Annotated in this window: 22 protein-coding genes; 11 read left to right on the plus strand and 11 right to left on the minus strand. The window is 57.6% G+C overall.

What is annotated here, in order from left to right:
• Positions 1-9 precede the first annotated feature (9 nt).
• The 3 genes from GN111_RS11775 to mtnA form a co-directional block, all read right to left on the minus strand.
• Positions 10-1356, minus strand: a complete 1347-nt coding sequence (locus GN111_RS11775; protein WP_155303934.1) for a B12-binding domain-containing radical SAM protein — start codon at positions 1354-1356, stop codon at positions 10-12.
• 332 nt (positions 1357-1688) lie between these two features.
• Positions 1689-2183, minus strand: coding sequence for a siroheme decarboxylase subunit beta (gene ahbB, locus GN111_RS11780; RefSeq protein WP_331457714.1), 495 nt, complete (start codon positions 2181-2183; stop codon positions 1689-1691).
• 15 nt (positions 2184-2198) lie between these two features.
• Entirely contained in the window at positions 2199-3299 is a 1101-nt protein-coding gene (mtnA, locus tag GN111_RS11785) for an S-methyl-5-thioribose-1-phosphate isomerase (protein WP_155303935.1), read from the minus strand.
• 259 nt (positions 3300-3558) lie between these two features.
• Between mtnA and GN111_RS11790 the strand changes: the two genes are divergently transcribed.
• Complete coding sequence (locus tag GN111_RS11790; RefSeq protein ID WP_197740538.1) at positions 3559-4512, plus strand: ring-cleaving dioxygenase; 954 nt, start codon at positions 3559-3561, stop codon at positions 4510-4512.
• 16 nt (positions 4513-4528) lie between these two features.
• On the opposite strand, the gene GN111_RS11795 is transcribed toward GN111_RS11790, so the two are convergent.
• The 5 genes from GN111_RS11795 to GN111_RS11815 form a co-directional block, all read right to left on the minus strand.
• Positions 4529-4909, minus strand: coding sequence for an FHA domain-containing protein (locus GN111_RS11795; RefSeq protein ID WP_155303936.1), 381 nt, complete (start codon positions 4907-4909; stop codon positions 4529-4531).
• A gap of 189 nt (positions 4910-5098) precedes the next feature.
• A complete protein-coding gene (locus tag GN111_RS11800; protein ID WP_155303937.1) occupies positions 5099-7627 on the minus strand; it encodes a CHASE2 domain-containing serine/threonine-protein kinase in 2529 nt (842 codons plus the stop codon).
• Positions 7628-8601: 974 nt separating this feature from the next.
• Complete coding sequence (locus tag GN111_RS11805; RefSeq protein WP_155303938.1) at positions 8602-9930, minus strand: YcaO-like family protein; 1329 nt, start codon at positions 9928-9930, stop codon at positions 8602-8604.
• 35 nt (positions 9931-9965) lie between these two features.
• The gene (locus tag GN111_RS11810; RefSeq protein ID WP_155303939.1) at positions 9966-11663 is read right to left on the minus strand and encodes an ABC1 kinase family protein; all 1698 of its coding nucleotides are present in this window, start codon (positions 11661-11663) and stop codon (positions 9966-9968) included.
• 10 nt (positions 11664-11673) lie between these two features.
• Positions 11674-11991, minus strand: coding sequence for a phasin family protein (locus tag GN111_RS11815; protein ID WP_155303940.1), 318 nt, complete (start codon positions 11989-11991; stop codon positions 11674-11676).
• 432 nt (positions 11992-12423) lie between these two features.
• Between GN111_RS11815 and GN111_RS11820 the strand changes: the two genes are divergently transcribed.
• From GN111_RS11820 to GN111_RS11850, 7 genes are all read left to right on the plus strand, one after another.
• Complete coding sequence (locus tag GN111_RS11820; protein ID WP_155303941.1) at positions 12424-13173, plus strand: ATP-binding protein; 750 nt, start codon at positions 12424-12426, stop codon at positions 13171-13173.
• Between the two features lie 105 nt (positions 13174-13278).
• Positions 13279-14229: a histone deacetylase family protein gene (locus GN111_RS11825; protein WP_155303942.1), complete on the plus strand. Its 951-nt coding sequence runs from the start codon at positions 13279-13281 to the stop codon at positions 14227-14229.
• A 91-nt stretch (positions 14230-14320) separates the two neighbouring features.
• A complete protein-coding gene (locus GN111_RS11830) occupies positions 14321-14998 on the plus strand; it encodes a CBS and ACT domain-containing protein (protein WP_155303943.1) in 678 nt (225 codons plus the stop codon).
• Positions 14999-15026: 28 nt separating this feature from the next.
• On the plus strand, positions 15027-15845 hold the full coding sequence (locus tag GN111_RS11835) for a 50S ribosomal protein L11 methyltransferase (RefSeq protein WP_155303944.1): 819 nt from the start codon (positions 15027-15029) through the stop codon (positions 15843-15845).
• Positions 15846-15871: 26 nt separating this feature from the next.
• Positions 15872-16711, plus strand: coding sequence for an MBL fold metallo-hydrolase (locus GN111_RS11840; RefSeq protein WP_155303945.1), 840 nt, complete (start codon positions 15872-15874; stop codon positions 16709-16711).
• Between the two features lie 7 nt (positions 16712-16718).
• The gene (locus tag GN111_RS11845) at positions 16719-17495 is read left to right on the plus strand and encodes an SIR2 family NAD-dependent protein deacylase (protein ID WP_231715724.1); all 777 of its coding nucleotides are present in this window, start codon (positions 16719-16721) and stop codon (positions 17493-17495) included.
• Positions 17496-17552: 57 nt separating this feature from the next.
• On the plus strand, positions 17553-19103 hold the full coding sequence (locus GN111_RS11850) for an ASKHA domain-containing protein (RefSeq protein ID WP_155303946.1): 1551 nt from the start codon (positions 17553-17555) through the stop codon (positions 19101-19103).
• A gap of 6 nt (positions 19104-19109) precedes the next feature.
• Here the strand turns inward: GN111_RS11850 and GN111_RS11855 are convergent, their stop codons facing one another.
• The 3 genes from GN111_RS11855 to GN111_RS11865 form a co-directional block, all read right to left on the minus strand.
• Positions 19110-21344 carry an acetyl-CoA hydrolase/transferase C-terminal domain-containing protein gene (locus GN111_RS11855; protein WP_155303947.1) on the minus strand — a complete coding sequence of 745 codons (2235 nt, stop codon included), beginning with the start codon at positions 21342-21344 and terminating at the stop codon, positions 19110-19112.
• A 174-nt stretch (positions 21345-21518) separates the two neighbouring features.
• Entirely contained in the window at positions 21519-22178 is a 660-nt protein-coding gene (locus GN111_RS11860; RefSeq protein ID WP_155303948.1) for a response regulator, read from the minus strand.
• Positions 22148-23263, minus strand: a complete 1116-nt coding sequence (locus tag GN111_RS11865; RefSeq protein WP_170302236.1) for a PAS domain-containing sensor histidine kinase — start codon at positions 23261-23263, stop codon at positions 22148-22150. The genes GN111_RS11860 and GN111_RS11865 overlap by 31 nt, the downstream gene beginning before the upstream one ends.
• A 320-nt stretch (positions 23264-23583) precedes the next feature.
• On the opposite strand from GN111_RS11865, the gene GN111_RS11870 reads away from it, so the two are divergent.
• The 3 genes from GN111_RS11870 (at position 23584) to GN111_RS11880 (ending at position 26334) form a co-directional block, all read left to right on the plus strand.
• Complete coding sequence (locus GN111_RS11870; protein WP_155303950.1) at positions 23584-24030, plus strand: cytochrome c3 family protein; 447 nt, start codon at positions 23584-23586, stop codon at positions 24028-24030.
• Between the two features lie 71 nt (positions 24031-24101).
• The gene (locus GN111_RS11875; protein ID WP_155303951.1) at positions 24102-25382 is read left to right on the plus strand and encodes a 4Fe-4S dicluster domain-containing protein; all 1281 of its coding nucleotides are present in this window, start codon (positions 24102-24104) and stop codon (positions 25380-25382) included.
• Entirely contained in the window at positions 25372-26334 is a 963-nt protein-coding gene (locus tag GN111_RS11880; RefSeq protein WP_176603287.1) for an RnfABCDGE type electron transport complex subunit D, read from the plus strand. Before GN111_RS11875 ends, GN111_RS11880 begins: the two co-directional genes overlap by 11 nt.
• The last annotated feature ends 1 nt before the right edge of the window (position 26335 follow it).

A 26335-nucleotide genomic window follows, 5' to 3' on the forward strand; every position in this document is an offset into this window, starting at 1 on the left:
TTTGAATCCTCATAGCCGGGCCAGATTTTTCAGACGAGTCAGCACCTCCCAAGAAAAGGCTTCGCTCTGGCAGGGGAAGATTGCGTTGTTGGTAAAAATGGGGTCGGCTTCCAGATCGTAGCGCGAAGCGGCGACCGCGTCGGCCCACATGGGCGTGTGAGGGATGGGCGTGTAATGGGCGATCACCGGGGTAACCCCGGCCCGCTTGACCACCGCAATGGATTCCTCGACGCCGGCCGCCCGCTGCCCGGGCAGGCCGGCCAAAAGATAAGCGCCCACCTGGTCGGCACGAAATCCTGCGGACTGGAGATGTCTCACCGCCCGCAAGAACTCCGCTTCGGTTACCTTTTTGTCCATCGAGCCGCGCCGGTCAAAGGCCGTGGTCTCCAATCCCAAACGGATGGTGTGGAAACCGGCCCGGAACATCAAATGCGCCAGGGGTTCGGTGATTTCACGAATATGCAGGGCATTGGGAGTATGCAGCCGGATGTCCATGCCCGCGGCGATAATCTTCTCCAACAGGGGGATGGCGTGGCGGTCGGCGTCAACCAGCAGGGCGTCGTCGTAAAATGCAAAATCCCGCGCGCCATGATTCGTGTGCCAATACACCATCTCCTCTACCACCGATGCCGGACTGCGCCGCTTCATCCGGGGCTGCAAGCGGTGGGAGGCGCAGTAGGCGCATCGGAAGGGGCAGCCTAATGAAGTGAGAACCGGTGCATGAACCAGGCGGCGTTCCAGATCCAGGACCGGCCGGGGGAATGAATCCAGGCCGTTGGGGTCGAAGTGCGGTTCCGGCGACCAGCCGGTGAGTTCAGACACCATGGACAAAATCTCGTTTTCGCCCGGCCCGGTGACCAACCGATCCGCGCCACTGGTTTGCCGGGCGTGCTTGCTGCACAGCGTGGCATAAACCCCGCCCAACACCACCGGCACGTCGTGCAGGGCCGATTTGACCAGAGCGATGGTTTCCCGAACCCCCGGATACCAGTAGGTCATCAGGGAGGTGACCAGCACCAGATCGACCGGCGGCAGGGCCTTCAGATCCCGGACAAACCAATCCGGATCGATGCCGTAGCGGCTATAGGTCCGCGGAATGTCCGCCAGTCCCGGCGGTTTGGCAATGGTGGTTTTGCGATACGGCCCGCGGCCGCAGCGCGCCGAAGGTGAAGAAGATTCCGGCGCCGAGGGGTGAAACCGGTCCAGGCAGTCCAGGTAGGAAACCTTGGCCCCATGGTCCCGCAGGATGCCGCCGAGGGTCATCAGCCCCAGGGGCTTGGCCCAGAAGTCATACGCCGCGAAATCGTGAATCCAGGGGTTGATTAGAAGAATGTGGGGGGCGTGGGGGGTTGTCATGTTGATACTTATGATGGACTCGCAAGGAGCAGGAAATCGCGAGTTTTCGTCATTCCGGCGTATGCTGGAATCCTTTCATTTCAATACATTCTGGATGCCGGATCAAGTCCGGCATGACGAGCCTGGGACTTTTTGCGAAATCATCACTTTTGCTTGAGGAAACATTTTCTTTTAAAAGTATAGCCTTATTTAGTGCCTTTCCAGAAATAGGCAAATTGGGTCGAGATCGAGGCGCACGAAAAATTTTACCACAGGTATATGGTTGATATTCCGAGGATAAAATTTTTCGCGCAACAAAGATATCGGGCCAATTGGCCATTTCTGGATGGGCACTATATGGCGTCCGGGAAATACGTCATGGATATCTTCTTCAACTCCCGCTGGCTGAACAGCAGGGTGTAGGTTTCCACGCCCGCTTTTTCCGACATCTTCCGGGCCGTTTCGCGGCAGTCTTCCTCACTCTTGCCATGAATCATGGTGTACAGGTTGTAAGGCCAGTCTTCAGCGGGGTCGCGGCGGTAGCAGTGGGAGACAGCCCGAAAGGATGCCATGATATGACCGACCTCTTCGATGCGGTCCTCGTCCACCTGCCAGGCGGTCATGGCATTGGCCTGGTAGCCGGATTTCTGATGGCGCAGGGTAGCGCCAAAACGACGGATGACCCCTCGTTCGGTGAGATCTTTCAGGGTTTCGATCAGGATCTCTTCCGGGATGCCGATTTCCTCGGCCAGGGCCTGGTAAGGCCGGGATACGATTGGGATGTCCCCCTGAATGGAGGCGATTACTTTCTTCTCGAGATCGGTGAGCATGAGCGTTTGGTTATCCACTTTTTTACGAATTCGTCAATGTTCGGGAAAGAGTTCATGGATTTTTTCTTCACTGGCCCCGCAAACACCCCGCTCGGTGATAAAACCGGTAACCAGGCGCGCCGGGGTGACGTCGAATGCGAAGTCCGCCGCCGGACTGGTTTCCGGCGGCACCAGTACCCGGGTGAGCTGCCCGTCGGCCAACCCCTGGATGTAGCGCACTTCGTCCGGACTGCGCTCCTCGATGGGAATCTCCTTCACACCGTCGGTCATGGTCCAGTCGAAGGTCGAAGACGGCAGGGCCACGTAAAAGGGAATCCCGTTGTCTTTGGCCGCCAGGGCCTTGAGATAGGTGCCGATCTTGTTGGCCACATCCCCGGTGTGGGTGGAACGGTCGGTGCCCACGATCACCATGTCCACGCGTCCGTGCTGCATGAGATGGCCGCCGGCGTTGTCGGTAATCACCGTGTGGGGCACGCCGTGCTTGCCCAGTTCCCAGGCCGTGAGCCGGGCGCCCTGGTTCAAGGGCCGGGTTTCATCCACCCACACGTGCAGATCTACACCGCGGTTGAAGGCTTCGTAGATCGGCGCGGTGGCCGTACCGTACTCGATGCAGGCCAGCCAGCCGGCATTGCAATGGGTGAGAATATTTACCGGCCCCCGGTCTTTCTCGTGGCGGATGGCTTCGACGATTTCGGCCCCGTGCACACCGATCATGCGGCAGTTCTCCGCCTCCTCCTCGGCAATGGCAGCAGCTTCGTCGCGGGCGGCGTCGATGCAGGCCTCCACCGATCCAGCGGTTCGGACAATCGCGAGCACCCGGTCTACGGCCCAGGCCAAGTTCACGGCAGTGGGCCTGGCGGCCTTGAGCCGCCGGCATTCCTTTTCGATGAACGCCATAGGATCGTTTTTCAATCCGGCGTTCAAGGCGGCAATCATCACGCCATAGGCGCCGGTGGCGCCGATTAGGGGCGCACCTCGGACGAACATTTCTACAATGGCATGGATGACTTCGTCCACCTGGGTCAGATCGGCGACCACGAAGCGGTGGGGCAGCTGGCGCTGGTCGATGACCTTCACCGTGGTACGGTCGTCATCCAGCCATATGGGACGGATCTGATTGCCGTCGACGAGCATGGAGTCTTCCTTTTTCTACAGTAATTGACAGCGATTCCAGTCGAGCGAACCGCAGGCAAGGCTTACCACAAAACGGACGGATTGAAAAGAAAAGGGCCGCCGGCGAACCAATGCGACTCTGCCCATAAGGACCGAACAGTTTATCTTGACATCAAGACTTATCGTCTTACCGTAAATTTCTAGAGTCCTGATCTCAGTAAATAAGGGAGCGATTGCAAACCTATTATCTCGCCATAAAGATAAAAAATGGAGGTGCTCCATGGCCCCGATCAATGACAGCATGGCCGTTGCCGGCATTCACCATATTACCGCCGTGGCTTCATCCGCCGCGGAAAATTTAGACTTCTATACCGGCGTCCTGCAACTGCGCCTGGTAAAGAAAACCGTCAATTTCGATGATCCGTACACCTATCACCTATACTACGGCGATCAAACGGGTCGCCCCGGCACCATCCTGACCTTCTTTCCCTGGGAGCAGGTTCGTCCGGGCACGCCTGGCGCCGGATCGGTGTCAGCCGTGGCATTTGCCGTTCCTCCGGGAGCGTTGAACCACTGGTGCGATCACCTGACAGACTGCCGGATCCCTTTTGACGAGACTGCCCGTTTCGGCGAGAACGTGATCCATTTTACCGACCCCCATGGCCTGCCCCTGGAACTCGTCGCACAGCCGCCGGCCCGCGACGAACAAGAAGCTTCGGCAGAACCTGAAATCGAAACCGCGATCCAGGGATTTCACTCGGCCACGGTGCTGCTGAACCGCATGGAAGATACCGAAGCACTAATCGCAAAGGTGATGGGGATGGTTCCGGTCGGGCGGGAAGGCAGCCGATATCGGTTTGCCATGGACGACCTGAAATCCGCAGGCCAATTGTTCGATGTGGTCATCGACCCCTCAGCCCCGCCGGTCCAGCCCGGCGGCGGCACGGTGCACCATATCGCCTTTCGCACCCGGGACAGCCAGGAGCAGATCAAATGGCAGGCAAAGCTTCGCGACCATGGCCTACAGGTAACCGAGGTCCGCGACCGCAAGTACTTTCAATCCATCTACTTTCGTGAACCGGGCGGGGTGCTGTTCGAAATCGCCACCGACCCTCCCGGATTCACCGTGGACGAAGCTCCCCACAGTCTGGGAAGGGACCTCAAGCTGCCCGGCCAGTATGAACCGTTGCGAACGGACATCAAGGCAAAACTGCCTTCGCTGATGCCAGACTGAAAAGCGCTTTCGTGTATTACTCCTCGGTATAGTATACACCCGGGATCCAGCTTTTTTTCAGTTTGGCCGTCTTGTCCCCCGGATCGGCCGTTTCGTCGATGAATTTGAAGTTGTGCTTGCCGATGCGAATGAGATCGCCGTGAGATAGCTTATGGCGTTCGATAGGCTCCCCGTTGACAAAGGTCTGGTTGGTGCTTTCCAGATCCTGGATAAAATGGTCTTTTCCGCCGGGAGCATCCGCGTTGGGGAGAACTTCGATGCGGGCATGCTTCTGACTGGCCAGCATGTCGTCGATGAAAACGTCGCTGTCCGTCTTGCGCCCGATGCGAATTTGGGATTTGTCCAGCGGTATCCGTTTCAGGGTCAATCCTTCGTGGACCAGAACGAGCATGGCCATTTTCCTTCTCCCATGGTTGACGAATTCGTAAAAACTTCGAAATTATCATATTTTCGTCATTCCGGCGCAGGCCGGAATCCAGTTGTTTCAATATGTTCTGGATGCCGGATCAGGTCCGGCATGACGAGTTTGGTACTTTTTTACGAATCCGTCGGAAATGCGATTTTTTACGAGTTCATCATGCTTTAATCACAATCGTTTCAGGCAATCGTCTATGGCCTTGGCAACGTCGGCAGCGGAATCATAGCGTTTCCGCCTGTCCTTGGCCAGCAGTTTGTTGACCAGGGTTCTGACGCAGGGCGGGATGTCCTCGGCCACCTTGGTCAGCGGTTTGGGGCGGCTGTTGGCGATGGCATACAATACCGCGCTCATTGAATCCCCCTTGAAGGGTTTGGTTCCGCTGAGCATTTCATAGAAAACGATCCCCAGGGAGAAAAGGTCCGACCGGCCGTCAAGCCGCTTGCCGTCCACCTGCTCCGGGCTCATGTAATTCGGGGTGCCCAGCACCACACCGGTGCGCGTCTGGGAGGCATCCATCACGTGGGCAATGCTGAAATCGGTGACCTTGACCCGTCCGTCTTCCAGCCTCATGATGTTGGCGGGCTTGATGTCGCGGTGAATCACGCCCTGGGTGTGGGCGTAGTCCAAAGCGGCGGTCACGTCCGCCATCACCGCCAGCACCTCGGGGACCGGCAGCAAGTGCCCCTTGATGCAAACCCAGGTCAGGTTGTCGCCCTTGAGAAGTTCCATGGCAATGTAGGCCATGTCGTGCTCTTCGCCCACATCGTAGATGGAAACGATGTTGGGATGGGACAGGTTGCCGGCGGCCTCGGCTTCCCGGAAAAAGCGGTTCTTGACGTCGGGCAGTTCGGCCGGCTCCACCTCGGCATATTCCAGCGTCTTGATGGCCACCTCGCGGTTGATCTTGGGGTCGCGTCCCAGATAAACCGTGCCCATCCCCCCGCGCCCGAGTTCCTGTAGAATTTCGTAACGGCCGAAGGTGGGTTTGGCGTCGCCGCCAGCCATCATCAGCGGCTTTTCTCCCCTCGCCCCCCCAACCAGCGTGTTGTCCAGTTCTGCGAATCGCTTGATGCGCTTGTTCACATCCCTGTATGTACCGGCCGACCGGATGTGGCGGTAAATGTCCAGAGCCTTGTTGAACATCCGCTTGCGCTCGAAATCCAGGGCCAGGTTATACAGCAGATGTTTGACGCTGCGATCCTTTACCGGACACTGCATGAACTTTTCGTGGGCCATATCGAGCATGCCCTGGCCCTGGTAGGAAAGTCCCTGGGTGGTAAGGGCCTCCAGCTGCGCCGCCTGCATCCGCCGCGAGGCGACGGTAAGCTGCAGGACGAGAAAACCCACCACGGCCAGGGTTGCCGGGGCCATCACCTCGACCTTGTAGCCATATCCCAGCAGCAGGCCCACGGCGGCAGCATACCAGGTCGCCAGAAAAATCAGCAGAATGCCGGCCCCGAGCCTCAGGCTCACCCGGGGAATGACCAGGGCCAGAAAAGTGGCGAAATAGAGTACCACCCCGATTTCCAGGATCCGTGTCCACGACGGCCGCGAGATCCTTTCTGGGGACAGGATGTCAGCCAGGGCGTCGGCCATGACCTCGACTTCCGGCGACCGATCGTTCAGCCCCATCCGGAAAACCCGGGCCAGCGGTTGGGCGGTGATCCCGATCAGCACGATCCGGTCTTTGAATACCACGGGGTCGATCTCCCCGTTGACGATTTCGGAAAATGAAAACCGCCGCTGCCGGGTCCAATCTTCGTCATGGATCACCGGGATGCGATAGGCATCGTCGGCGACAAGATCGATCTTACCGGCGTTAAGGTGGGGTTGGCCGAACAGATCCAGCCCCACGGCCAGGTCCTTCAGACGTGCTCCCGAGGATTTGAGCGCCAGTTGCAGGGCAAAGGCGGGCAGCAGGCGTCCCTGGCAGGCGATCAGCAGCGGCAGATGCCGGATCCGGCCATCGTCGTCTTCATTCAGGTTGAGGTACCCTAAAGCGCCGGCTTTACCGGCCAGGTTGGCAAAAGGTGCGATCACCCGATTTCCCATGGGCGGTCCCTGGAAACCGGCACCGATGGCACGAAGCGCCTCCTGCTGCCTGCCGGATGCCACAGCAGGCAGGACCCGCGGGTTCAGGGAGTTGACGATCACCAGGCCGGACGGATCGACGGATTCCACATCGGCCGGCGCATCCATGGAAACGTAGAGCGGCAGCACTGCGTTGCGGGTCCGGCGAACGGCCTCAATGAGGATGGCATCCTGATCCAGGCGGGTTTCCAGCGTGGCCAGCAGCTCGTCGAACCGCGCGGTTGTGGAACGGTCTCCGTTCCATTGCGGGTCGGCCAGTTGCCTCCGCATTTCCTGGACGACGGCCAGGCCCTCGCCACGGTCCGGCTGGGTGTAGAGCAGGCATAACCCGACCGCGGCGGCATTGTTTTCGGACAGCAGATTCAACAGTTCGGCGATGCGCGACCGGGGCCAGGGCCAACCGCCAAACTGTTCGATGCTGCGGTCATCGATGGCCACAATGGCAATGGGCAGGTCTTCCGGGTGTCCGACCCGACCGGCCCAGAAATCGAAGTTGCGGTTTTCGACAGCGGTCCAGGGGGCAAAAGAGGCAACCATTGCTATCAAAACCAGAAGCGTCAGCAAAACAATCTGGATCAATGGGGTGGTGAGTATCCTTTTCAGCATGTTCGCTTCCGATTTTCTCCCGGACTGCCGGCGATCTGTATCTCAAAAGCCCACCGCCCGTATATTCCATGACACACATGCGGCAAAGCGCCGATCCGCGGACCGCTCATTCGCCGGCACCGCTGCAACGCCTTCATTCCTGCATCGCCGCCTATCAATTAACCATCGGTTCGGTTTCGGTTATCTTTAATAGCGTTATCGCATCGCTTATCGAACCATCGAATATCATGCAAAATCAATGCAAATTTGGCAAGAGCGCCGGCATCGATTTTTTCGCACGGAGAATTGACGCAAAGCGGCTACCATTTTCTCACGTCACCGAACACCCGCTTAGTAGGTAATTTGATGAAGCCCCCTCCGAAGGGGGCGAAAACCCAAACCCATGAACGCCGAACATCGTACGTCCAACATCGAACTTCGAATTTGGTATTCTATCGTTCTTATAAAGATTAAAGCCTTTTTTAACAGACCGCACCTACGATTGGTGATTCTTTTAAACCGATTGACGGAGCGAAGCGATCTCCGCATTCGACGTTGGACGTTCGATGTTCAATGTTCGACGTTCAGATAACCATTCGCCGATCGAGTGTCTCGCCGGACCGGTCCGAACCACTTCGGATCGCTCGGGCACAGCCGGAGTTTTAATTTACTGAAATCATTTTTATTTTGATGTGATCACACGCGGCAGGCCAACTGCAGGAAGCGTTGAATCGGTTCTGGAAACAAGGGATCTTGACGCTCCCCAGGCGATGCACTGGATCGCGAGTGAGCATGAATGACAGGGTGTGGAGGCAGGTTCGAAAAGGTGTAAGCGTTCACAGGGCACCGCATCTGCTTTGTTCCCGGGCATTTGAAGTACGGAATAGTACGTCTGCATGCCCGGCGCCTCGCATCTACGGCAGCCTGTAAACGCTTACCGTGCGAGGGATTGAAATTCATTGGGCGCTTCAACCCCGTGAACAGCTACGAAAAGGTTATTCCGGACAATCGGAAATAAAAAACGATTCCATCACCTGTTTAAACGATTCTCCGCGCCAGGTGGAATCCGGACGGGTATCGACGGAAGTCAGAATATCGCCGTGCACGAATGGAAGAAAATCCGAAATACCCGGCAGGACCACTCTTGCCACAGGAAACTGAAGCACCGGGTGGGTGAGGTCCACAACGATGAAATCGGTTTCAAGACTTTTGCAGATCTTTTTGATGGCTTCGATTTCCGACAGGATATCCTCGCTTTGGCGATCCCTGAAGGCAACGGTCTCCCCTTCTTCGAGAAAGGAGATGTCCTTTTGAGAGATGCAGCACTTGAACAGCAGGTACAGATTGGAGACGCGCGAGCGATGCACCACCGGCCGGTCCAGATCAGGCCGGGGCACGGACAGGGTGCCGCGGCCCTGCATGTATTCGGTCAGACAGCGGCTCAGCGCTTCTTCCATATTAAAGGCAACGCCGGGCACGAGAATCTTGTGCTCCAGTCTTCCCGGCGGAAGGTTGTGATTGATGAAAAGCACCCCAATGCTGGGAAATCGGCCGTCCATGGAGAAGTCTTTTACAATGACCTCCACGTTCTGGCTTTCGTAAAAGGCCAGCATGGGCGCCAGACGGCCATTGTTCAAAGTTACCTTGTCGATGGTTGGGACCCGCTGCTCGGGTTTGATGATCTGGATCTGGGTGTGCCGTTCGAACACTTCGCAGGTGGCCTGGACAATGGCCTCTTCAAGGGTGTTTCCGGCGGCCATGCCGTTGGACGCGTTGATATAGGTAACGAAATTGACGGGCACCTTGACGGTTTTGTCCCGCACTACGGAATATCCGTCCACCCAGTGCCGGGCCATCCGGCTGTCTTTGATTCTGTCGATATCCACCGAACTCAAATGGGGCTGGTGGCGCAGCAGGGTTTCGATGGTCAGGCAGTCTTCTTTCAGGTCGTCCTGGTAGCTGTTGACATAGCCGTCCAGCCACTCGAAATTCAAAAAGCGGTTTACCTGCCGGCTGTAAAGGGCGGGCATGTTGAAGCGCACCTTTTCTTCGAATGCCTGAAAAAACAGCCCTCCGCTGAAGCGCTCGGCCAGCTCGGCATGGGCGCTGGCCTGGCACAGCGCCGGCGTCAGTCCTTTGCCCTGGCACTGCAAGTCAATGGCGTCGATCCCGATCTGGGACCAGTGAATCCGGTCCGAAACCGTAAAAGGCATATAGCGGATATTGTAGCTCAGCCGATCGAAACCGGCGGTAATATTTCGGACGGTGTTTTCCGGTGTGTCGGTTTTCCCGAATTCGTTGCGAACGTGGTTCTTGAGATTCATGGGGTACTTTCCAAATGGATTGAAATCGATGGTGGTTACAGCTTCCCTTTTTTAATGATTGCCACCAGCAGCCACAAGCCCATGATGGCGGCGGCCAGAAATCCGATGATGCCGATCAGGGAGATGCCGTAAAACAGCGGCGGGGTTTTGGAGATGACGATCAGGGCCGATCCGATGATCAGCGCGGCGATGATGATCGCAAAAGAGACGCGGTTGCTGATCTGATCGTGGGTGTGAAGCATCTTCTCCATGTTTTTCAGTTCCAGCATGAAGGTCAGCTTCTTCTGGCGGATGGTGCGGGTGATCTCCAACAGGTCTTTGGGAAACTCCTGTATGAAATCCAGGTACTGGGCGACGATGCTCAGCGCATCGCTGCTCAAACGCCTGGGAGAAAACCGGGAGAGTTTGACCTGCTTGATGAACGGTTCGGCGTGGGCGATCATGTCGAAGTCGGGATCCAGTTCCAACCCCACCCCCTCTACGGTGCTGATGGCTTTCATCATCAGAAAAATCTCCGGGGGAATTCGCATCCGATGCTGGGCGGCCAGTTCGAGCATGTTCTGCAGCAGCTTGCCGACATGAATGTCCTTCAAGGGCCGGTAAAGGTGTTCGCCCATGAAATCGGCCACGTCCTTGCCCAGTAGGCGCATGTCCGGCTCTTCGTCCCAGAGGGTTAGTTTGAGCAGCACCCGGGTGGTGCGCGGTTCGTCACGGCGCACCACGGCGTCCACCAGTTCCACGAAGGCCTCTCGCGTGGCGCGCTCCACACTGCCCATCATACCGAAGTCCAGCAGGCAGATAACGTTCTTGGGCAAGACGAACAGGTTGCCGGGATGGGGATCGGCGTGGAAAAAGCCGTGCTCGAAAATCTGGGTCAGCAGGATATCGGCCCCGCGCCGGGTGATCAATTTGCGGTCGTAGCCGTTGTCATCGAGGCGATCCAGCAGGGAAACCTTGACGCCGTCGATGAACTCGGTGGTCAGAACCCGTTCGGTGGTGGCTTCCCGGTACACCTTGGGGATGTATACCGTATCGTCGTGGAGAAAAGATCGGGCCACCCGCTCCATGCTGGTGGCTTCCAGGGTGTAGTTCATCTCCTTTTCGATGGAGCGGGCGAATTCTTCGACGATTTTGACCGGCCGGTGGTGGGCCAGCTCCTCGATGTGGCGCTCGGCCAGGGTGGCCAGGTGGAGCATGATCTCCAGGTCCACCTCCACAATTTTGCGGATCCCCGGCCGCTGCACCTTGACCGCCACCTCCTCACCGTCCTTGAGCCGGGCCCGGTGAACCTGCCCGATGGACGCCGAGGCCAATGGCTCGGGATCCAGATAATCGAAAAGGCTGTCGACCGGTTGGCCGGTTTCGTCGCGGATAATGCGGGTGACGTCCGAAAAGGGAAACGAGGGGACTTTGTCCTGAAGCTTGGCCAGCTCGCGGACGAAATCTACGGGCACCAAGTCCGGACGGGTAGAGAGGATCTGGCCCAACTTGATGTAGGTCGGCCCCAGTTCCTCGATGGCCATCCGGACCCGCACCGCCCTGGAGAGGCGTTCCATGCGCTCCTTGCGATTTCGGGAAATCACCTGCAGACCGATCTCGATATACTGGTCGATCTTCAGCAGCTCGATGATATCTTCGAAACCGTATTTGAAAAAAACCCCCAGAATCTGGCGGTAGCGGTTCAGGTTCCGATAGGTGCGGCCGAAAACGCCGATTTTACGTATGCTGATCATCCGGCCAGCATCAGGACGCAGAATCGTCGCCCTGACTGCTGATCAACTTCTTCAGGTCGCGGATCTCTTTTTTAAGGCCCTTGAGGTCGTCCTGGGTGACCACGTCGGCTTTTTTGAGCAGGTCTTTGACGCTCTTCTCGACGCGCTCCTCCAGCTTCTTCTGGGCATCCTCATAGCGGTCTTGCAGTTCGTCGATGAACTTGCGCCCTTCTTTTTCGGTCATCTTGCTCTGCTCGGCCACTTCTTTGGCCAGATCTTCCACCTCGTCCCAAGCCTTAAGGGCCAGGCCGACGCCGGCAAGCATGCTTTTTCTAACCAGATCGAACATCAGAATCTCCTTTTTCATGAATGGGATCGGAACTGCATCGAAGTCGGGAACATTGTTGGCAAATCTACCACATGGCATCTTTATTGGCAAGGCGTAGCGCGTCCTTTAAAACCGGACAACCGCCGTTGGATCGGAGATTGTAATACGGGATTGCCTTTACCCCTCACCCTACGCTTCGTCCCTTTGGGGATCGTCCTTGGATATTTTTAAGACAGGGGGTAAGGATTGGATTCGATGGCAATAGCGAATCGGTTACGGGGTCCGACTGCGATACCGATACCGATGGAGGGGATGTTCGCACCGGTTTCTACCCTTGACTGTTTTTCATAACTAGCTTAACAAGCTGTGAATCGTTCGAAAGCAGGCTGCCGTGCCCCCTCCTGCGGCCTGCATAATTAGCACGTCCGAAGACGCTGAAAGGAGTTTTGCACTATGCCCGTATCCATCGCAATGGCCGGCAAAGGAGGAACTGGAAAAACCACCGTATCCGGCCTGCTGATCAAATATCTGGTTGACCGGGGAAAAGGCCCGGTGTTGGCAGTCGATGCCGACGCCAACGCCAACCTGAACGAAGTTCTGGGCCTGGAGGTCACCGACACCCTGGGCCATGCCCGCGAGGAAATGAAAAAAGGAAGCGTCCCCAGCGGTATGACCAAAGACGTCTTTATATCCATGCGTATGGAACAGGCCATCATGGAACAGGCGGGGTTCGACCTGGTGGTCATGGGCCAGCCGGAAGGGTCCGGCTGCTATTGTGCCGCCAACACCCTGCTGACCGGATTTCTGGAAAGGCTCTCCGGCAACTACCCTTATGTGGTCATGGACAACGAGGCCGGCATGGAACACCTGAGCCGGCTGACCACCAAGAATGTGGAAGTGCTGCTGATCGTTACCGACACGTCCAGGCGAGGCCTGCAGGCAGGGCTGCGCATCCACAAGCTGGCCAATGACTTGAACCTCGGGGTGACCAAAGCCTATATCATCGTCAACCAGGCCAAAAATGACCCCACCGGCGAGGTCAAAACAATGATCGACGAGGCGGGGCTGGAACTGGCCGGAGTAATTCCGGAAGACGAACAGGTCTATGAATACGATCTGGAGGGCCGCCCCACAATCGAAATCGACGCAAATAACCCGGCGCTGAAGGCCGCCTACTCGATTTTCGACCGGGTCATTCCCTGAAATAAGAACCATTTCAGTACAGGGACCCGGCGCCCTATTGTGCAGCAACGGCCGTTGTAAGCGCTTGCCAACCCGATCGCCCGGATTCACGGGAGAAGGAAGCCTATGAAAAAAACCGGCTACTTGCACGACAACAGGTATCTGCTCCACGATACGGGACCCTACCATCCGGAGATGGCCGAACGCCTCACCGCCGTTTACGAGGGCATCAAGGCGGCCGGTCTGCTGGATCAGCTTATCCTCATTCCGGCCGTCCGGGCCGATATCAAGTGGATCGAAGCGGTACACGATCCGAGATACATTCGCCGCTTCGAAGAGGTCTGCCTGTCCGGCAACCGCACTTTCGACTACCCCGACAACCAGATGTGCGTCGACACCTACGAGACGGCGTTCCTGGCGGTGGGGGGGGTTCTGGACGCCGCCAGACGGATCATGGAGGGAGAACTGGACAACGCCTTTTGCGCCGTCCGGCCTCCCGGCCATCACGCCGAGTACAATCAGGCCATGGGGTTCTGCTACTTCAACAACGTGGCCATAGCGGCCCGCTACCTGCAGATGGAATTCGGCATCCAGCGAGTCGGCATCGTTGACTTCGATGTCCACCATGGCAACGGCACCCAGCACCTGTTCGAAAAGGACCCCACGGTCTTTTACTACTCCATCCACCAGCATCCCTCCTTTGCCTTTCCGGGAACCGGCCGCGAATTCGAGGCCGGCGTCGAAATTGGTGCGGGATTCACCAAAAATTCTCCCGTGCTGCCCGGCCAGGGAGACGACATCTACCGAAAACTGCTGCAGAGCGACCTGCTGCCGGTCTTCGAACGCTTCAAGCCGGAGGTGCTTCTCGTCTCCACCGGATTTGACGGCCATGAGAGCGACGACATGTCCGATGTCTCCCTCACCACCGAAGGCTACTCCTGGATCATGGAAACGATTATGCAACTGGGCCGCCAGTATGCCGACGGCCGGGTGCTTTCGGTGCTGGAGGGCGGCTATTGCCTGGAAAAGCTCGGGGAACTGGCAGCCAACCACGTCAGGATTCTGCTGGAAGGATAAGGGCACCATTGGCAAAAAAAGAATGGCTTTTCCGTGTCACTTCTCAATTCGTGAGCACGAAATAAAGACATAACGATTGGAGGATACAACTATGTTCGTAAGCCGCTCCATGGTTTCGGAAGTCATTACCATCGATAAAGACGCATCCGTTTTTGAGGCCCAGGAGAAGATGGCTGCCAAAGGCATCCGCCACCTGCCCGTTGTCGACGCCGAAAACGTTCTGATCGGCATCGTCACAGACCGGGATGTCCGCAGCGCCATGCCCTACGAGCTGCTCAAGGAGAAATGTGATCCCAGCAAACGGGAGGAACTGGCCCGGATGAAGGTGGAAGAGATCATGACCCGCAACCCCAAAACCATCTCTCCCATGTACACCATCCAGGACGCCCTGCTGATGATCCAGAAAGAGCGGGTGGGCGCCTTTCCCGTTGTGGACGACGAGGGCAAACTCAAAGGGATCCTGTCCGTCCGGGATCTTTTGCGCGCCTTTATCAATGTCCTGGGAATCGGTCAGCCCGGCACCCTGGTGGGAATCGAAGTGGAAGAGAAGGTGGGCCAGTTGAAAAGGATCGTCGACGCCATCACCGAAGAGAACATCTCGTTCGGCAGCGTTCTGGTCGCACGGACCTGGGAGGAGGGCAAGCGGGCCGTGTTTCCCTATCTGCTCACCAACAATGTCGCCAGAATCAAAAAGAAGCTGACGGGTATGGGGTACACATTGATCGACCCCATGGATTGGTACCTGGACCAACTGCCGAAAAAATCGTAGCCGTCCGGTCGCAGCAATTCTCCAGGCCATGACATCCAACCCTTATCAGGATCTTTACATTTACTACGTGTCGGGAAAATTCCGACCGCCCCGGAATTTTAATCCCGACCACTACATCGGCACCTGGGAAGAGGGAGACTTCTCTTTTCTCTTTTTTACCCGACCAAACCCGACCCTGGTCGAGAAAGCCGTTGCTGAACTGCCCGGTCTGTCGTTGATCGACCATTACCACATGACCTACGATCAGTGGCAGGGTGGTGAAATCGTGCCCTGCGACATCGGTCCCTTTACCATCGCCCCGCCTTGGAACACACCGCCCGACGGGCTCCCGGCCGCGACCATCCTGCTCGATCCGGGCGTCGTTTTCGGCACCGGCACCCACCCCACGACCCGCGACTGTATGGAGGCGCTGCAGATGGCCTTTGACGACGGGCAGATCCAAGCCGCCCTGGATCTGGGTACGGGGACCGGCCTGCTGGCGCTGGCGGCCGCCCGGTTGGGCTGTCCCAAAGTTCTGGCCACCGACCTCACCCTGCTGGCCAGCCAAACCGCACAAAGAAACGTTCGCCTCAATGGACTGACGGACCGAATCCTTGTGGCGCAAGGGGATGCCGAGAAATTTATAGACTTTACGAGCGACCTTGTGGTATCGAATATCCATTACGATGTCATGAAAAACCTTGTCCGATCCGCGGGTTTTCTCAACAAGAAGCGCTTCATTCTGTCCGGACTGATGCGCAGTGAAGCCGCACGTATCGAGTCGGTGCTGGCCGATCTCCCGGTGGAAATCTTTTGCCGCTGGGATCAAAATGGTATTTGGCACACCTTTTACGGTGCAACCGTTTGACGACGCGGTTTTAAAAAGGGCAGACCATGGTCATTACGTGCTGGGGCTCCAGAGGATCCATACCTGTCTCCGGGAAATCGTACATCAAGTACGGCGGCGATACGACCTGTATCGACATCCGTACCGAAAGCGACGATATCATTATCGTGGATGCGGGAACCGGCATCCGGCGGTTGGGCAATCATCTCATCGAAGAAGGCCGCTATCGTTACAACTTTCTGCTCACCCACGGCCACTGGGACCATCTGATGGGGTTTCCGTTCTTCAAACCCCTGTTTCTTTCCAAAACCGAAATTCACATGCATCGGGCGCCGTTCCACAAGAAATTCATGGAAAGCATGTTTTCAAAGGTCATGGCGCCGCCCAACTTCCCGGTTCGGTATATCGATCTCAAAGCCAAAATCGTCTGGGAGGAAGGCCACCCTGCGGAATTTACGATCGGATCGGCTACCGTGGTACCCATCCCCATCAGCCACCCCAATACCGGAAAAGGGTATAAATTCATCGAAAACGGGAAAACGTTCGTTTTCATCACCGACAACGAACTCGGGTTCGTTCATCCCGGAGGGCTTCCCTTTCAGGACTATGTCGATTTTTGCACCGGCGCGGACCTGTTGATCCACGATGGAGAATACACCGAAGCCGAATACGCAAACCTCATCGAATGGGGGCACTCCTCCTATACCGATGTGTTGAATCTGGCGTTTCAGGCCGGGGTCAAGCGACTGGGGCTGTTTCATCTCAACCAGGAGCGCACCGACGACCAGGTAGACGCGATCGTCGATCGCTGCCGGCAGATCATCGCCGAAAAAGGCGAGACGCTGGAGTGCTTCGCCGTTGGCACGGATATGCAATTCAGGCTGTAGGCTTTTTATGATGATCGACCCCAACATGCTTTCCGACCCCATCGAGCGCGCAGCCGATATCCTCTCCCAGGCCAAATCCGTGGTCGCCCTGACCGGCGCCGGCATTTCCGTTGAAAGCGGCATCCCGCCCTTTCGTGGCAAAGGCGGCCTGTGGGAAAAGATGGACCCCATGGAAGTCGCCCACATCGACGCCTTCATAGAGAACCCCGAGCGTGTCTGGAACCTGCTCATCAAGGAGATGAAAACGGTCCTGGACAGGGCCCGGCCTAATCCCGCCCACACCGGCCTGGTGGATCTGGAACGCCTGGGAAAGCTGGCAACAGTAATCACCCAGAATGTGGACGGCCTGCATCAAGCGGCGGGCAGCAGTGATGTCATCGAGTTCCATGGAAATTTCGCCTGGCAGCGCTGCACGGAATGCGGGCAGCTTCACCCGACCGCCGAGGTCGATATCGCCCGGATCCCACCCCAATGCGACTGCGGCGGAATACTGCGGCCGGACTGCGTATTTTTCGGTGAGATGATCCCCACCGAAGCCATGGTCCGATCCCAGCAAATTTCCTCGGGCTGTGACGTGATGCTGGTCATCGGCACCTCGGCCATGGTCCAGCCGGCGGCCAGCATGCCTTTCATCGCCCGGGAAAACGGCGCCCGAATCATTGAAATCAACCCCGAGCCGACGCCACTGACCGGCCGCATCAGCAACCTGCCCCTCATGGGCGACGCAGGCCGCATCATGCCCCAATTGGTCGAGGCGGTTAAAGAGCGGCTGGATTCCCCTTAAGAACGCTTGCCCACCACACCCGATGATGACTGTTCAACCGCTTCGCAGGATCGACTCATGACACCAACAGACAGCGACCGCTGGGTGAAAACCGTCACCCTGCCCCCCCCTTCACTGGAAGACAACACCGCCGACGCCGATCGCCTGGAAGCGGCCTTGAAAAAGGCCCTGAAAACGCCGACCGTCAATATTTCTCCGGACCTGTTGAAAACGATCCCCGACCGGATGCGAGCATGGAATTTTCGTGCGAAGGCAGTGGTGTTCAAAGATGTTTCGGGGAGGGGGATGCTGGTCCACCTGGCGCCGCCCGACGCGGCCGAGGCCCTTTGCGGTCTGGCCATCGATCTGGGCACCACCCGGGTGGTGCTGCGGATCGTCGATCTTTCAACCGGCGGGCACCTTGGCGAAACGGTGTTCGACAACCCCCAGATTGCGGTGGGGCCCGACGTGCTGGCCCGCATCCATCATGTGGAAACCCCCGAAGGACTGGAACGGCTCAACCGCCTCATCGTCGAAGGCATCAATGCGGAAACCGAACGCCTTTGCGAGCGTTGCGCCATCGGCAGGGAGAGCATCCACCTGGCATCCGTGGCCGGCAACACGGCCATGACCCATCTGCTGCTGGGATTGAATCCGCGCTGGATGATCCGGGAGCCGTACATCCCCGTGGTGAACCGTCCCGACGTGGTCCGGGCGGCCGAACTGGGCCTTGATCTTCATCCCCAGGCCCGGGTGCTGGTGTTCCCCAACGTGGGCAGCTACTTCGGCGGCGACCTGATCGCGGGGATTTTGCACTGCGACATGGATCAAAGGGAAGAGACGGCCATTCTGGTGGATGTGGGCACCAATGCCGAGGTGGTGCTGGGCAACCGCCACTGGATGATGGCCTGCGCCGGTGCGGCCGGACCAGCGCTGGAAGGCGGCGTCACCCGCATGGGAACCACCGCCGGGCCGGGCGTCATCGACCGCATCGCCATCGATCCGGAGACGCTGGAATTTCAGATTCACACCATCGAAGATCAACCGCCCCGCGGCATCTGCGGGTCCGGCGTCATCGATCTGGCCGCGGCCCTGTTTCGCTCGGCCGTGGTGGACATTCGCGGCAAGCTGGTTCCCGAACGGTGCGGGGATCGCTTTTCCATGCGTGACGAGCTGGGCCATCTGACCCTCGTCCCCGCCAACCGGTCGGGCACCGGCGAAGATCTTTGCATCTCCCAGGCCGATCTGGACAGTTTGATCCGCTCCAAGGCCGCCATGTACACCATTCTGGAAACGATAACCGACAGTGTCGGCATGCAGCAAAACGACCTGGATACCTTTTTCGTCGCCGGCACCTTCGGCGCCTATATCGACCCCGTATCGGCCATTACCATCGGCATGATCCCCGACCTGCCCCTCGAACGATATCAAAGCATCGGCAACAGCTCCCTGGGCGGCGCTTCCCGGGTGCTGGCAGAGCCGGACTGCTTCGACCGCATCCATTCGATCCGCGACAGCATCACCTACATGGAGCTGAACGTAAACCAGGATTTCATGAACCGGTTTTCCGCGGCCAAATTTCTGCCCCACACCGACACCGCGCGGTTCCCGTCGGTCACCGTTCCCTGAATCTCGTCAATGCTGGTTCTGGACGGCCTCCATGGCATCGAGACGGCATCCGCATCCGGCCTTGGGCGCATTTTCCACGTTCGCCTCCAGGGCGTAGCTGACCGCCGCCTGCATGATCCGCTCTTTGATCCCCGAAGGCTCCGTCAGCCCCATGCGCGCCAGATAGGGCCACAGCGCCTCATCCGGTTTTTTGAGCAACTGCCGCAAAACGGCCGGCGCCAGCCGAAGCTTGCCCGAGGCCGCCTTGCGCTGGAGGTCTTTCAGGGCTTTTCCGATGACAATCTCCTCCTCGGTGAAATCCGAACCAAAGGGAAACGCGCGGAAAAACCGCTGACGCCGATAGGGTACCAGCAGCTTTTCCAGCCGCGCGGGGGTGTTGTGACGAAATGCCTCAGGAATTCGGTAGTCGCGGGAGATTTTACCGGTTTGTTTGGCCTGGGCCAAAAGACCTTCCTGAAACCGGGAATCGGCGATGTTGAGCATGGCCTTAATGACCTCTTCATCGCTTTTGCCCCGCAGATCGGCGATGCCGTATTCGGTCACCACGATATCCCGCAAGTGGCGGGGGATGGTGACGTGGCCGTAGTTGAAAACAATATTTGAAAGCACCTTGCTACCCTTGCAGCGGGTGCTGCGAATCATCATGATCAGCCGCCCGTCGTCCAAGGCATGGGCCATGGAGACGAAATTATACTGGCCGCCCACACCGGAAATGACATTGCCGCACTCCAGGCAGTCCGAGGTCACGGCGCCCAGCAGGGTCACCATCATGCCGGCGTTGACGAATCGTCCATCCTTACGCTGCAGGCGCCGAAGCCGTTCGTCGCCATAGAGCTGGTTGACCTTGTTGACGCCGGTCATGCAGAACAGCTTGCGTTCGCGCTCGCTCATGGCATTGAGGCTGTCGTAGAACTGCCGCGGGCCGATGAAAAAAGCGGCCTGGCAAACGGTGCCGTTTTCCAGCCGGGTTCCCAGGCAATCCCGGGCCACCCGCTCCCGGTTCTCGGCTCTGGAAAGATCAGCCGGCCAGGAGCGTGTGTGGTTCCGGATGGTATCGCCGGCAAGGGACAGGTCACTTCGGAAAATGCCGAACCGCTGAAGCCAGTCGAAATCCGCCTGGCCGAGTTGCGGCGAAATCGCCCCTTTTTCGATAAGCCTGTCCAAAACGCCGGGATCGATGGTTTCTTGGAGCGTGCCGTCGTTGACCAGGCCCTGGATAGTTTCGTCTTCGTACACTTTGCGTTTGACGATGCCGCTGCGATACAACTGCATGAAGACGTCCACAAACATTTCCGTGGCACCGTAAAGCCCCTGTTCGAACATCCCCCGGCCGCCGATGCGATCCACCAGATCGCCGTTGCGATCCTCGATGCCCGCATCCGCCAATAGTTCCCGATAGGTTGCGTTGTGCCGGTGGCGCATGATCAGGCTTTCGGCAATGCCGTCGCCCAGGGACCCGATGCCGATCTGCAGGGTTCCGCCGTCTTTGACCAGGGAACTGACATGAGCGCCAATCATGTGATCGGCGGTGGCCACCGCCTGTTTCGGGACGCTGAACAGCGGAAAATCGTACTGCGGGCTGTCGATGACCAGGTCGTAGACGTCCGGGGTGACTTCGGCATCGCCGTACATGAAAGGCAGATTGGTGTTCACCTGCCCGACGGTGACGATCTTTCTACCGGATCGGCGCACGTTATCCAGATGGTCCAACAGTTCCAGAGGCAGATCCGCATTGCAACTCATGGAATAGCGCGTTTCGCTGCCCATCCGGCGCTTGGCGATCAAATTGCCCATGACGTTGAGCCCGCGGTCCAGAATATCGCGGATCACATGGGTGTAGTTGGAGGAGATATAGTTTCGCTGGGCCGCTTCATTTCCCAGGTAGCCGCCGGCCTTGACGAAAAATTCGGAAACCGTCACGTTGGACGGCAGGTTATTGCTGCGCAGATCCGCCACATAGTCGAATTCCACGAAACCATCCCAGAGTCGTTTCGCAATGGGGGCCATGAATCGCTGTTCCAGTTCTCCCGAGCATCGCGGGCGTTCCAGGGAAAGGGCCGTCAAAATCGTCAGTCGGATTTCAGGATCGGATTTGGCGCGACGGTAAAGAGCGTTGACCAGATGGTTGGGCTTGCCCAGTGCCAGCGGCATGCCGAATACGATGGTTTTTCCGACGGTTTCGACGATCCGATCGACACACTGCGAAACCTCGCTGAAATAAATCGGCTTTTCTTTGATCATGGCGGCATCCTCTCCCGGAAAGTGTGAACATCGACAACCCTGTGGCTGCCCGAAGCGACTTTTGCGTGCATCTCTTTTTAGAGGATAAGGTCCTAAAAAAATATCGGCAGGGCGCTCATTTTGTGTCTGGGTGGAAAACGGGAATAGGATTAGGTCGAACGCCTAGAGAAGAATTCATTCGATTTTCTGGCGCTGATCCCAGTCGATGGCGCAGCGCATCAATTCGGCGGAATTCTTGAGTTGCAGTTTTTTCTTGATGTTCTCCCGATGGGTACCGACGGTTTTCACGCTAACATGCAGCATCTCGGCAATTTCCTTGCGTCCGAAGCCCTTGCCGACGAGCTGAAAAATTTCCATCTCCCTGTCGGACAGACACTCCAGGGGATTTTCCGAGGCGTTGGCGGGCTTGAAAATAATCTTGCCCAGCAGGGTTTCCACCATGGCTTCGCTGGCGTAAATCCGCCCTTCCAGGACCTGGTGAACGGCCCGGACCACCCTGCCGGTGACCTCCTGCTTGTTGATGTAGCCCAGTGCGCCGGCACGCAGCACCCGTTCGGCAAAAATCGATTCGTCGTGCATGGAAACCACCAGGATGGGCATGAACGCAAACTGCGCGTTGAGCATGTGAATCAGCTCCAGTCCGGAAGTATCCTTCAAGGTGATGTCCAGGATGACGACATCGGGTTTGGTTCGCTTGATCTCCCGGACCGCATCGCCGACGCTCTCGGCCTCTCCGCAGACCGTCAGGTCTGGCTCCTCGTTAATCAGGTGCGAGAGCCCTTTTCGAAAAATCGGGTGATCGTCTACGATAAAAACTCTGGATTGATGGTGCATCGCACTATGGTTCCCTTGGGTTCCCGCCGGGTGACGGTCATTTCGGCTCCGATTCGGTTGGCACGGTGTCGCATGGTCCGCAGTCCCAGACCGTCACCCTGCTCCGCGTCCTCGGCAATCCCGATGCCGTCGTCGGCGATCGTCAGGGTCAGCACCCCGCTTTCTGTGGACATGCCGATGGCGATCGCTTTCGCCTTGCCGTGAACCAGGGCATTGTTCACCGCCTCCTGGACAATGCGGTACAATTGCGTGGCAACGGCGTGTTTGCGGATACCGATTTCACCAGACAGATCGAGCGTAAAGACAACGCCAAACGCCCGTTCGGTATTCTTCTTTAAATTCTCCAATGCATTCGACAGGCCCAAGTCGTCAAGGTCGACGGGGCACAGCCCCCTGCCCAGCGCACGGGTTTTGGCCGTGGCCTGGTTGACGAGGGCGGAAATTTCGGCGGAAAACTTTGCCTGGGGGTGGCCTTCTTTTGAAAGCCGCCGCTGCAGCAGTTCAGCCATGGCCTCCACCCCCACCAGATGGGCGCCCAGATCGTCGTGCAGGTCCTGGCCGATACGCCGGCGCTCGTTTTCACGGATGGAGCGGATACGCTGCTCCAGTTCGCGGTGCTCGGTCACGTCGGTGATGGAGGCAATGCTTTTGTCGCTGCCCGGGATCATGGCCACGGTAAAAAAACAGGTTCGCAGGCGACCGTCTTTGATGCGCACCCGACATTCGTAATTGCGCGGCGCAAGATGGGGAAACTCGCGCCTTAAATAATGATAGCGGAGCATGCGTTCCACATCCACTTCGGCAATCAGCCGGGTCCAGGACATCCGCCCCTCTACCTGGCTGCGGCGGTATCCGGACAGTTTCTCGAACTCTTCGTTGGCCATGGCGATGGTGGTATCCTGCTCCATCAGCAAAAAGGCCGTGCCGGTGTTTTCGACAATGGTCCGATATATGCGGTCGCTGCCGTGGCCAAGGCGGCCGGTGCCGCGCCGCCTGGCGCGATAGCCGTAACCGAATCGTCTTTTGAACTTCGGCAATCCAATGGGCAGCCCGCAGGATGGGTTATCAGTGGCGTTTTTTCTCATTGTTTCCATTTGGCCGAATCGGTTCATTGAAAGTATTCTTACCGAATCATCGGCCCGTTTTCGGCAACGCCTCCGCTTTTAGTCGATTTCTTATTATTTCTCAAGCGTTAAGCCTTGAATAATCCGGACGCCCGAACCCCACTTATGGGGCGTTTCGGCCGCCTTTTCATACCGGTGGATTTTTTGTTTACCTATTGGTTTCAGAGCGTTGCCCTCTGACCAAATAAAACCTTGAAAGGTTTTGTGCATTATGATAGTCGATTGTCTTATTTTCTACCCCCGTTTTACTCAAAACCAATTCCAAAAAGGATCGATACCACATGACGTCTAAGAAACAGCGGTTGTTTGCTTACGGTCTGGCAATCCACCTGTTGCTGGTCGGCATTATCTGTTATGCCGCTTTCCCTACCCAGACGCCCGATGAGCCCATCCGGATCATGTATCAGACCAATGCCGGGAAAGTCCTTTTTGAACACCACACCCACACCGATGCATTCGGCTACGGGGCCGCGTGCTTCGACTGCCACCACCATCCCAGCGATGACGAGGCCGCCTTGATCGCCTGCGGTCAATGCCACCAGGGACCCGCCGAAGACGGCGGGCAGCCGGAAGTCTGCCTGGATTGCCACGACGAAAGCGATATCGAGGATACGGAGATGAGTTCGCGTGCGGATGCGTTTCACACGCAGTGCACCGAATGTCATGAGCAGTTCGGAAAGGGCCCGCCGTCCGGCTCCGAGAACTGCTCCGCATGTCACGTCCTGTAATTGAAGCCGGCAGTACCGATGGATCGGCTGCGACGATTCATTTCCCTGCGGCCCTAAAAAAAGGTTGAGCTATGCGTAAACGATCATTTTTCGGTCTTTCCAAACCCTCTTTCCACTACGAACTGGCAACCGATAGCTTTGCCGATCCGGTGACCATCCCGACACCGGACACCCTGACGATTTACATCAAACAGGAGCTGAAGCGGACGGGCGACCTGAAGGTGGGAACCGCTGTAAAAACAGGGCAGCGGTTGACGTTGGCCGCAGGCGAGGGTGCCAGCGCCATTGCCCCGGCATGCGGTACCATTTGTGCGGTCGAACCCTTTCTGGCCGATTACGGCAGGACCTGGACCGCGGTGACCATTAAAACCGATGGCGGCAACGATCTGGATGCCGAATTCTCGGAAGCCAGCCAGACGCCTTCTTTGGAAACCCTTGCACGCTACCTGACCGCCTGTCCGGGAGAACCGGACATCGCTCCGTTGATGGACGAACGCAACCCCGTAAAGACCATCGTCATCTACGCCGGGAATGCAGACCTGCTCATCGATACCGGCCTGTACGTTTTCAAGAAGAAAACCGCGGCTGTAAATGAGGGCATCGAGATTCTGAGAAAAGCCACCGGCATCGAAGACATCGTCATCGTGGTGCCGGAAGAGAGCGTTCAGAACTACTCGGGGCACCTGGATGCACGGATCCATCCGCTTCCGTCACTCTACCCTTATGCCCAGCCCCTGATGGTCCTTTACCATCTTACCGGCCGACTGCCGGATGAAAGCGGCATGGCGTCCATGGGCGTCCATTTCATGCGGGCGGAAGCCGTAGCGGCCATCGGCCAGGCATTTACCGAGGGCCGACTGCCCGTCGAAAAAACCGTCGCCGTCATCGACAAAAGCGGCAAAAAACATCTGGCCCGGGCACGGATCGGCACGCCGGTCGGTGTCTTGTTGAAGCGGTTCGGCGTGGAGGTCAACGCTCACGACAAAATCGTCTTCGGCGGTCCCATGACCGGAAACGCCATCTACAGCGAGAACCAGCCCATCGGCCCGGATACCGACGCCGTCATGGTTCAAGATAAAAGCGTCATCCCCTTTTACAGCGACTATCCCTGTATCAACTGCGGTGATTGTATAAGCATCTGCCCGGCCAATGTGCCGGTGAACCTGCTGGTCCGTTTTCTGGAAGTCGGGCAGTACACCGAAGGCGCCGACCTTTACGACCTCTACTCGTGCATCGAATGCGGCCTTTGCAGTTATGTCTGCCCCTCCCGCATTCCGATTTATCAGTACATCAAACTTGCAAAATACGAATTAGGCCGGATCACATCTGCGGAGGAAATTGATGAACAGTAAGAAGACGCTAATTGTTTCCCACGCGCCGTTCTGGCACGACGGCAGCGGGGTTCCCGAGCGAAACTACCATACCATCATCGCCGCCCTTCCCGCTGCAATTGTCGGGATTGCCTATTATGGGGCTCCGGCCCTTGGCGTCATCAGCCTGGCCATATCCACGGCAATCATTTGGGAACTGCTGTTCAACACCATCAGCAAACGACCCATCACCGTTGGGGACGGCAATGCCGCCCTGGTCGGCCTGCTGCTGGCCATGGCACTGCCTGCATCGGCCCCCTGGTGGCTGGTTGTGATCGGAACCTTTCTCGCCATTGTCATCGGTATGCAGATTTTCGGCGGCATCGGCGCCAATCCATTTAATCCGGTTGTTCTTGCCGTTGCAATTCTGATGGTTTCCTATACAAACCATCTCGACTTCGATGCCGGTCTGGTCAATTTCTCCCTGAGCTTTCCGTCCGCCACCGATCCATTGGCAGCGTTGAAGGCCTTCGGCCCCGCCGCAGTCGCGGGCTTGAATCCCGTAGCCCTGTTCATGGGCAAACAGGTGGGAGGCTTGGGAAGCACCTGCGGGCTGGCCCTGACCATCGGCGGGATCTACTTGATCCTGCGCGGAATCATCCGCTGGGAAGTCAGCATCGCCTTCCTTATCGGCATATTCGTTTCCGCTCTGCTTTTCAACATGGCCGACCCGACCCGCTACGCCTCGCCGGTGTACCATCTGCTGACCGGTTACACCCTGTTCGGGGCCTTTTTTCTGGCTACCGAATCCACGACTTCACCGGTTAACTTCATCCCCATGCTGATCTACGGCGCTTTAGGCGGTGTCATGACGGTACTGATCCGCAACATCGGCGCCTATGTGGACGGCGTGGTCTTCGCGATTCTCCTGATCAATCTGATAAATCCGCTGGTCGACAAGATCAGACCCAAGGCGATTGGAAAGGTGGCGTAAC

Origin of the sequence: Desulfosarcina widdelii, assembly GCF_009688965.1 — a bacterium.
Taxonomy (GTDB): Bacteria; Desulfobacterota; Desulfobacteria; order Desulfobacterales; family Desulfosarcinaceae; genus Desulfosarcina; species Desulfosarcina widdelii.

Coding starts and splice junctions, on each gene's coding strand:
- GN111_RS11775 (WP_155303934.1), bottom strand. CDS start 1,356: ATGACAACCCCCCACGCCCCCCACATTCTTCTAATCAACCCCTGGATT.
- mtnA (WP_155303935.1), bottom strand. CDS start 3,299: ATGCTCGTCGACGGCAATCAGATCCGTCCCATATGGCTGGATGACGAC.
- GN111_RS11790 (WP_197740538.1), top strand. CDS start 3,559: ATGGCCCCGATCAATGACAGCATGGCCGTTGCCGGCATTCACCATATT.
- GN111_RS11795 (WP_155303936.1), bottom strand. CDS start 4,909: ATGGCCATGCTCGTTCTGGTCCACGAAGGATTGACCCTGAAACGGATA.
- GN111_RS11800 (WP_155303937.1), bottom strand. CDS start 7,627: ATGCTGAAAAGGATACTCACCACCCCATTGATCCAGATTGTTTTGCTG.
- GN111_RS11805 (WP_155303938.1), bottom strand. CDS start 9,930: ATGAATCTCAAGAACCACGTTCGCAACGAATTCGGGAAAACCGACACA.
- GN111_RS11810 (WP_155303939.1), bottom strand. CDS start 11,663: ATGATCAGCATACGTAAAATCGGCGTTTTCGGCCGCACCTATCGGAAC.
- GN111_RS11815 (WP_155303940.1), bottom strand. CDS start 11,991: ATGTTCGATCTGGTTAGAAAAAGCATGCTTGCCGGCGTCGGCCTGGCC.
- GN111_RS11820 (WP_155303941.1), top strand. CDS start 12,424: ATGCCCGTATCCATCGCAATGGCCGGCAAAGGAGGAACTGGAAAAACC.
- GN111_RS11825 (WP_155303942.1), top strand. CDS start 13,279: ATGAAAAAAACCGGCTACTTGCACGACAACAGGTATCTGCTCCACGAT.
- GN111_RS11830 (WP_155303943.1), top strand. CDS start 14,321: ATGTTCGTAAGCCGCTCCATGGTTTCGGAAGTCATTACCATCGATAAA.
- GN111_RS11835 (WP_155303944.1), top strand. CDS start 15,027: ATGACATCCAACCCTTATCAGGATCTTTACATTTACTACGTGTCGGGA.
- GN111_RS11840 (WP_155303945.1), top strand. CDS start 15,872: ATGGTCATTACGTGCTGGGGCTCCAGAGGATCCATACCTGTCTCCGGG.
- GN111_RS11845 (WP_231715724.1), top strand. CDS start 16,719: ATGATGATCGACCCCAACATGCTTTCCGACCCCATCGAGCGCGCAGCC.
- GN111_RS11850 (WP_155303946.1), top strand. CDS start 17,553: ATGACACCAACAGACAGCGACCGCTGGGTGAAAACCGTCACCCTGCCC.
- GN111_RS11855 (WP_155303947.1), bottom strand. CDS start 21,344: ATGATCAAAGAAAAGCCGATTTATTTCAGCGAGGTTTCGCAGTGTGTC.
- GN111_RS11860 (WP_155303948.1), bottom strand. CDS start 22,178: ATGCACCATCAATCCAGAGTTTTTATCGTAGACGATCACCCGATTTTT.
- GN111_RS11865 (WP_170302236.1), bottom strand. CDS start 23,263: ATGAGAAAAAACGCCACTGATAACCCATCCTGCGGGCTGCCCATTGGA.
- GN111_RS11870 (WP_155303950.1), top strand. CDS start 23,584: ATGACGTCTAAGAAACAGCGGTTGTTTGCTTACGGTCTGGCAATCCAC.
- GN111_RS11875 (WP_155303951.1), top strand. CDS start 24,102: ATGCGTAAACGATCATTTTTCGGTCTTTCCAAACCCTCTTTCCACTAC.
- GN111_RS11880 (WP_176603287.1), top strand. CDS start 25,372: ATGAACAGTAAGAAGACGCTAATTGTTTCCCACGCGCCGTTCTGGCAC.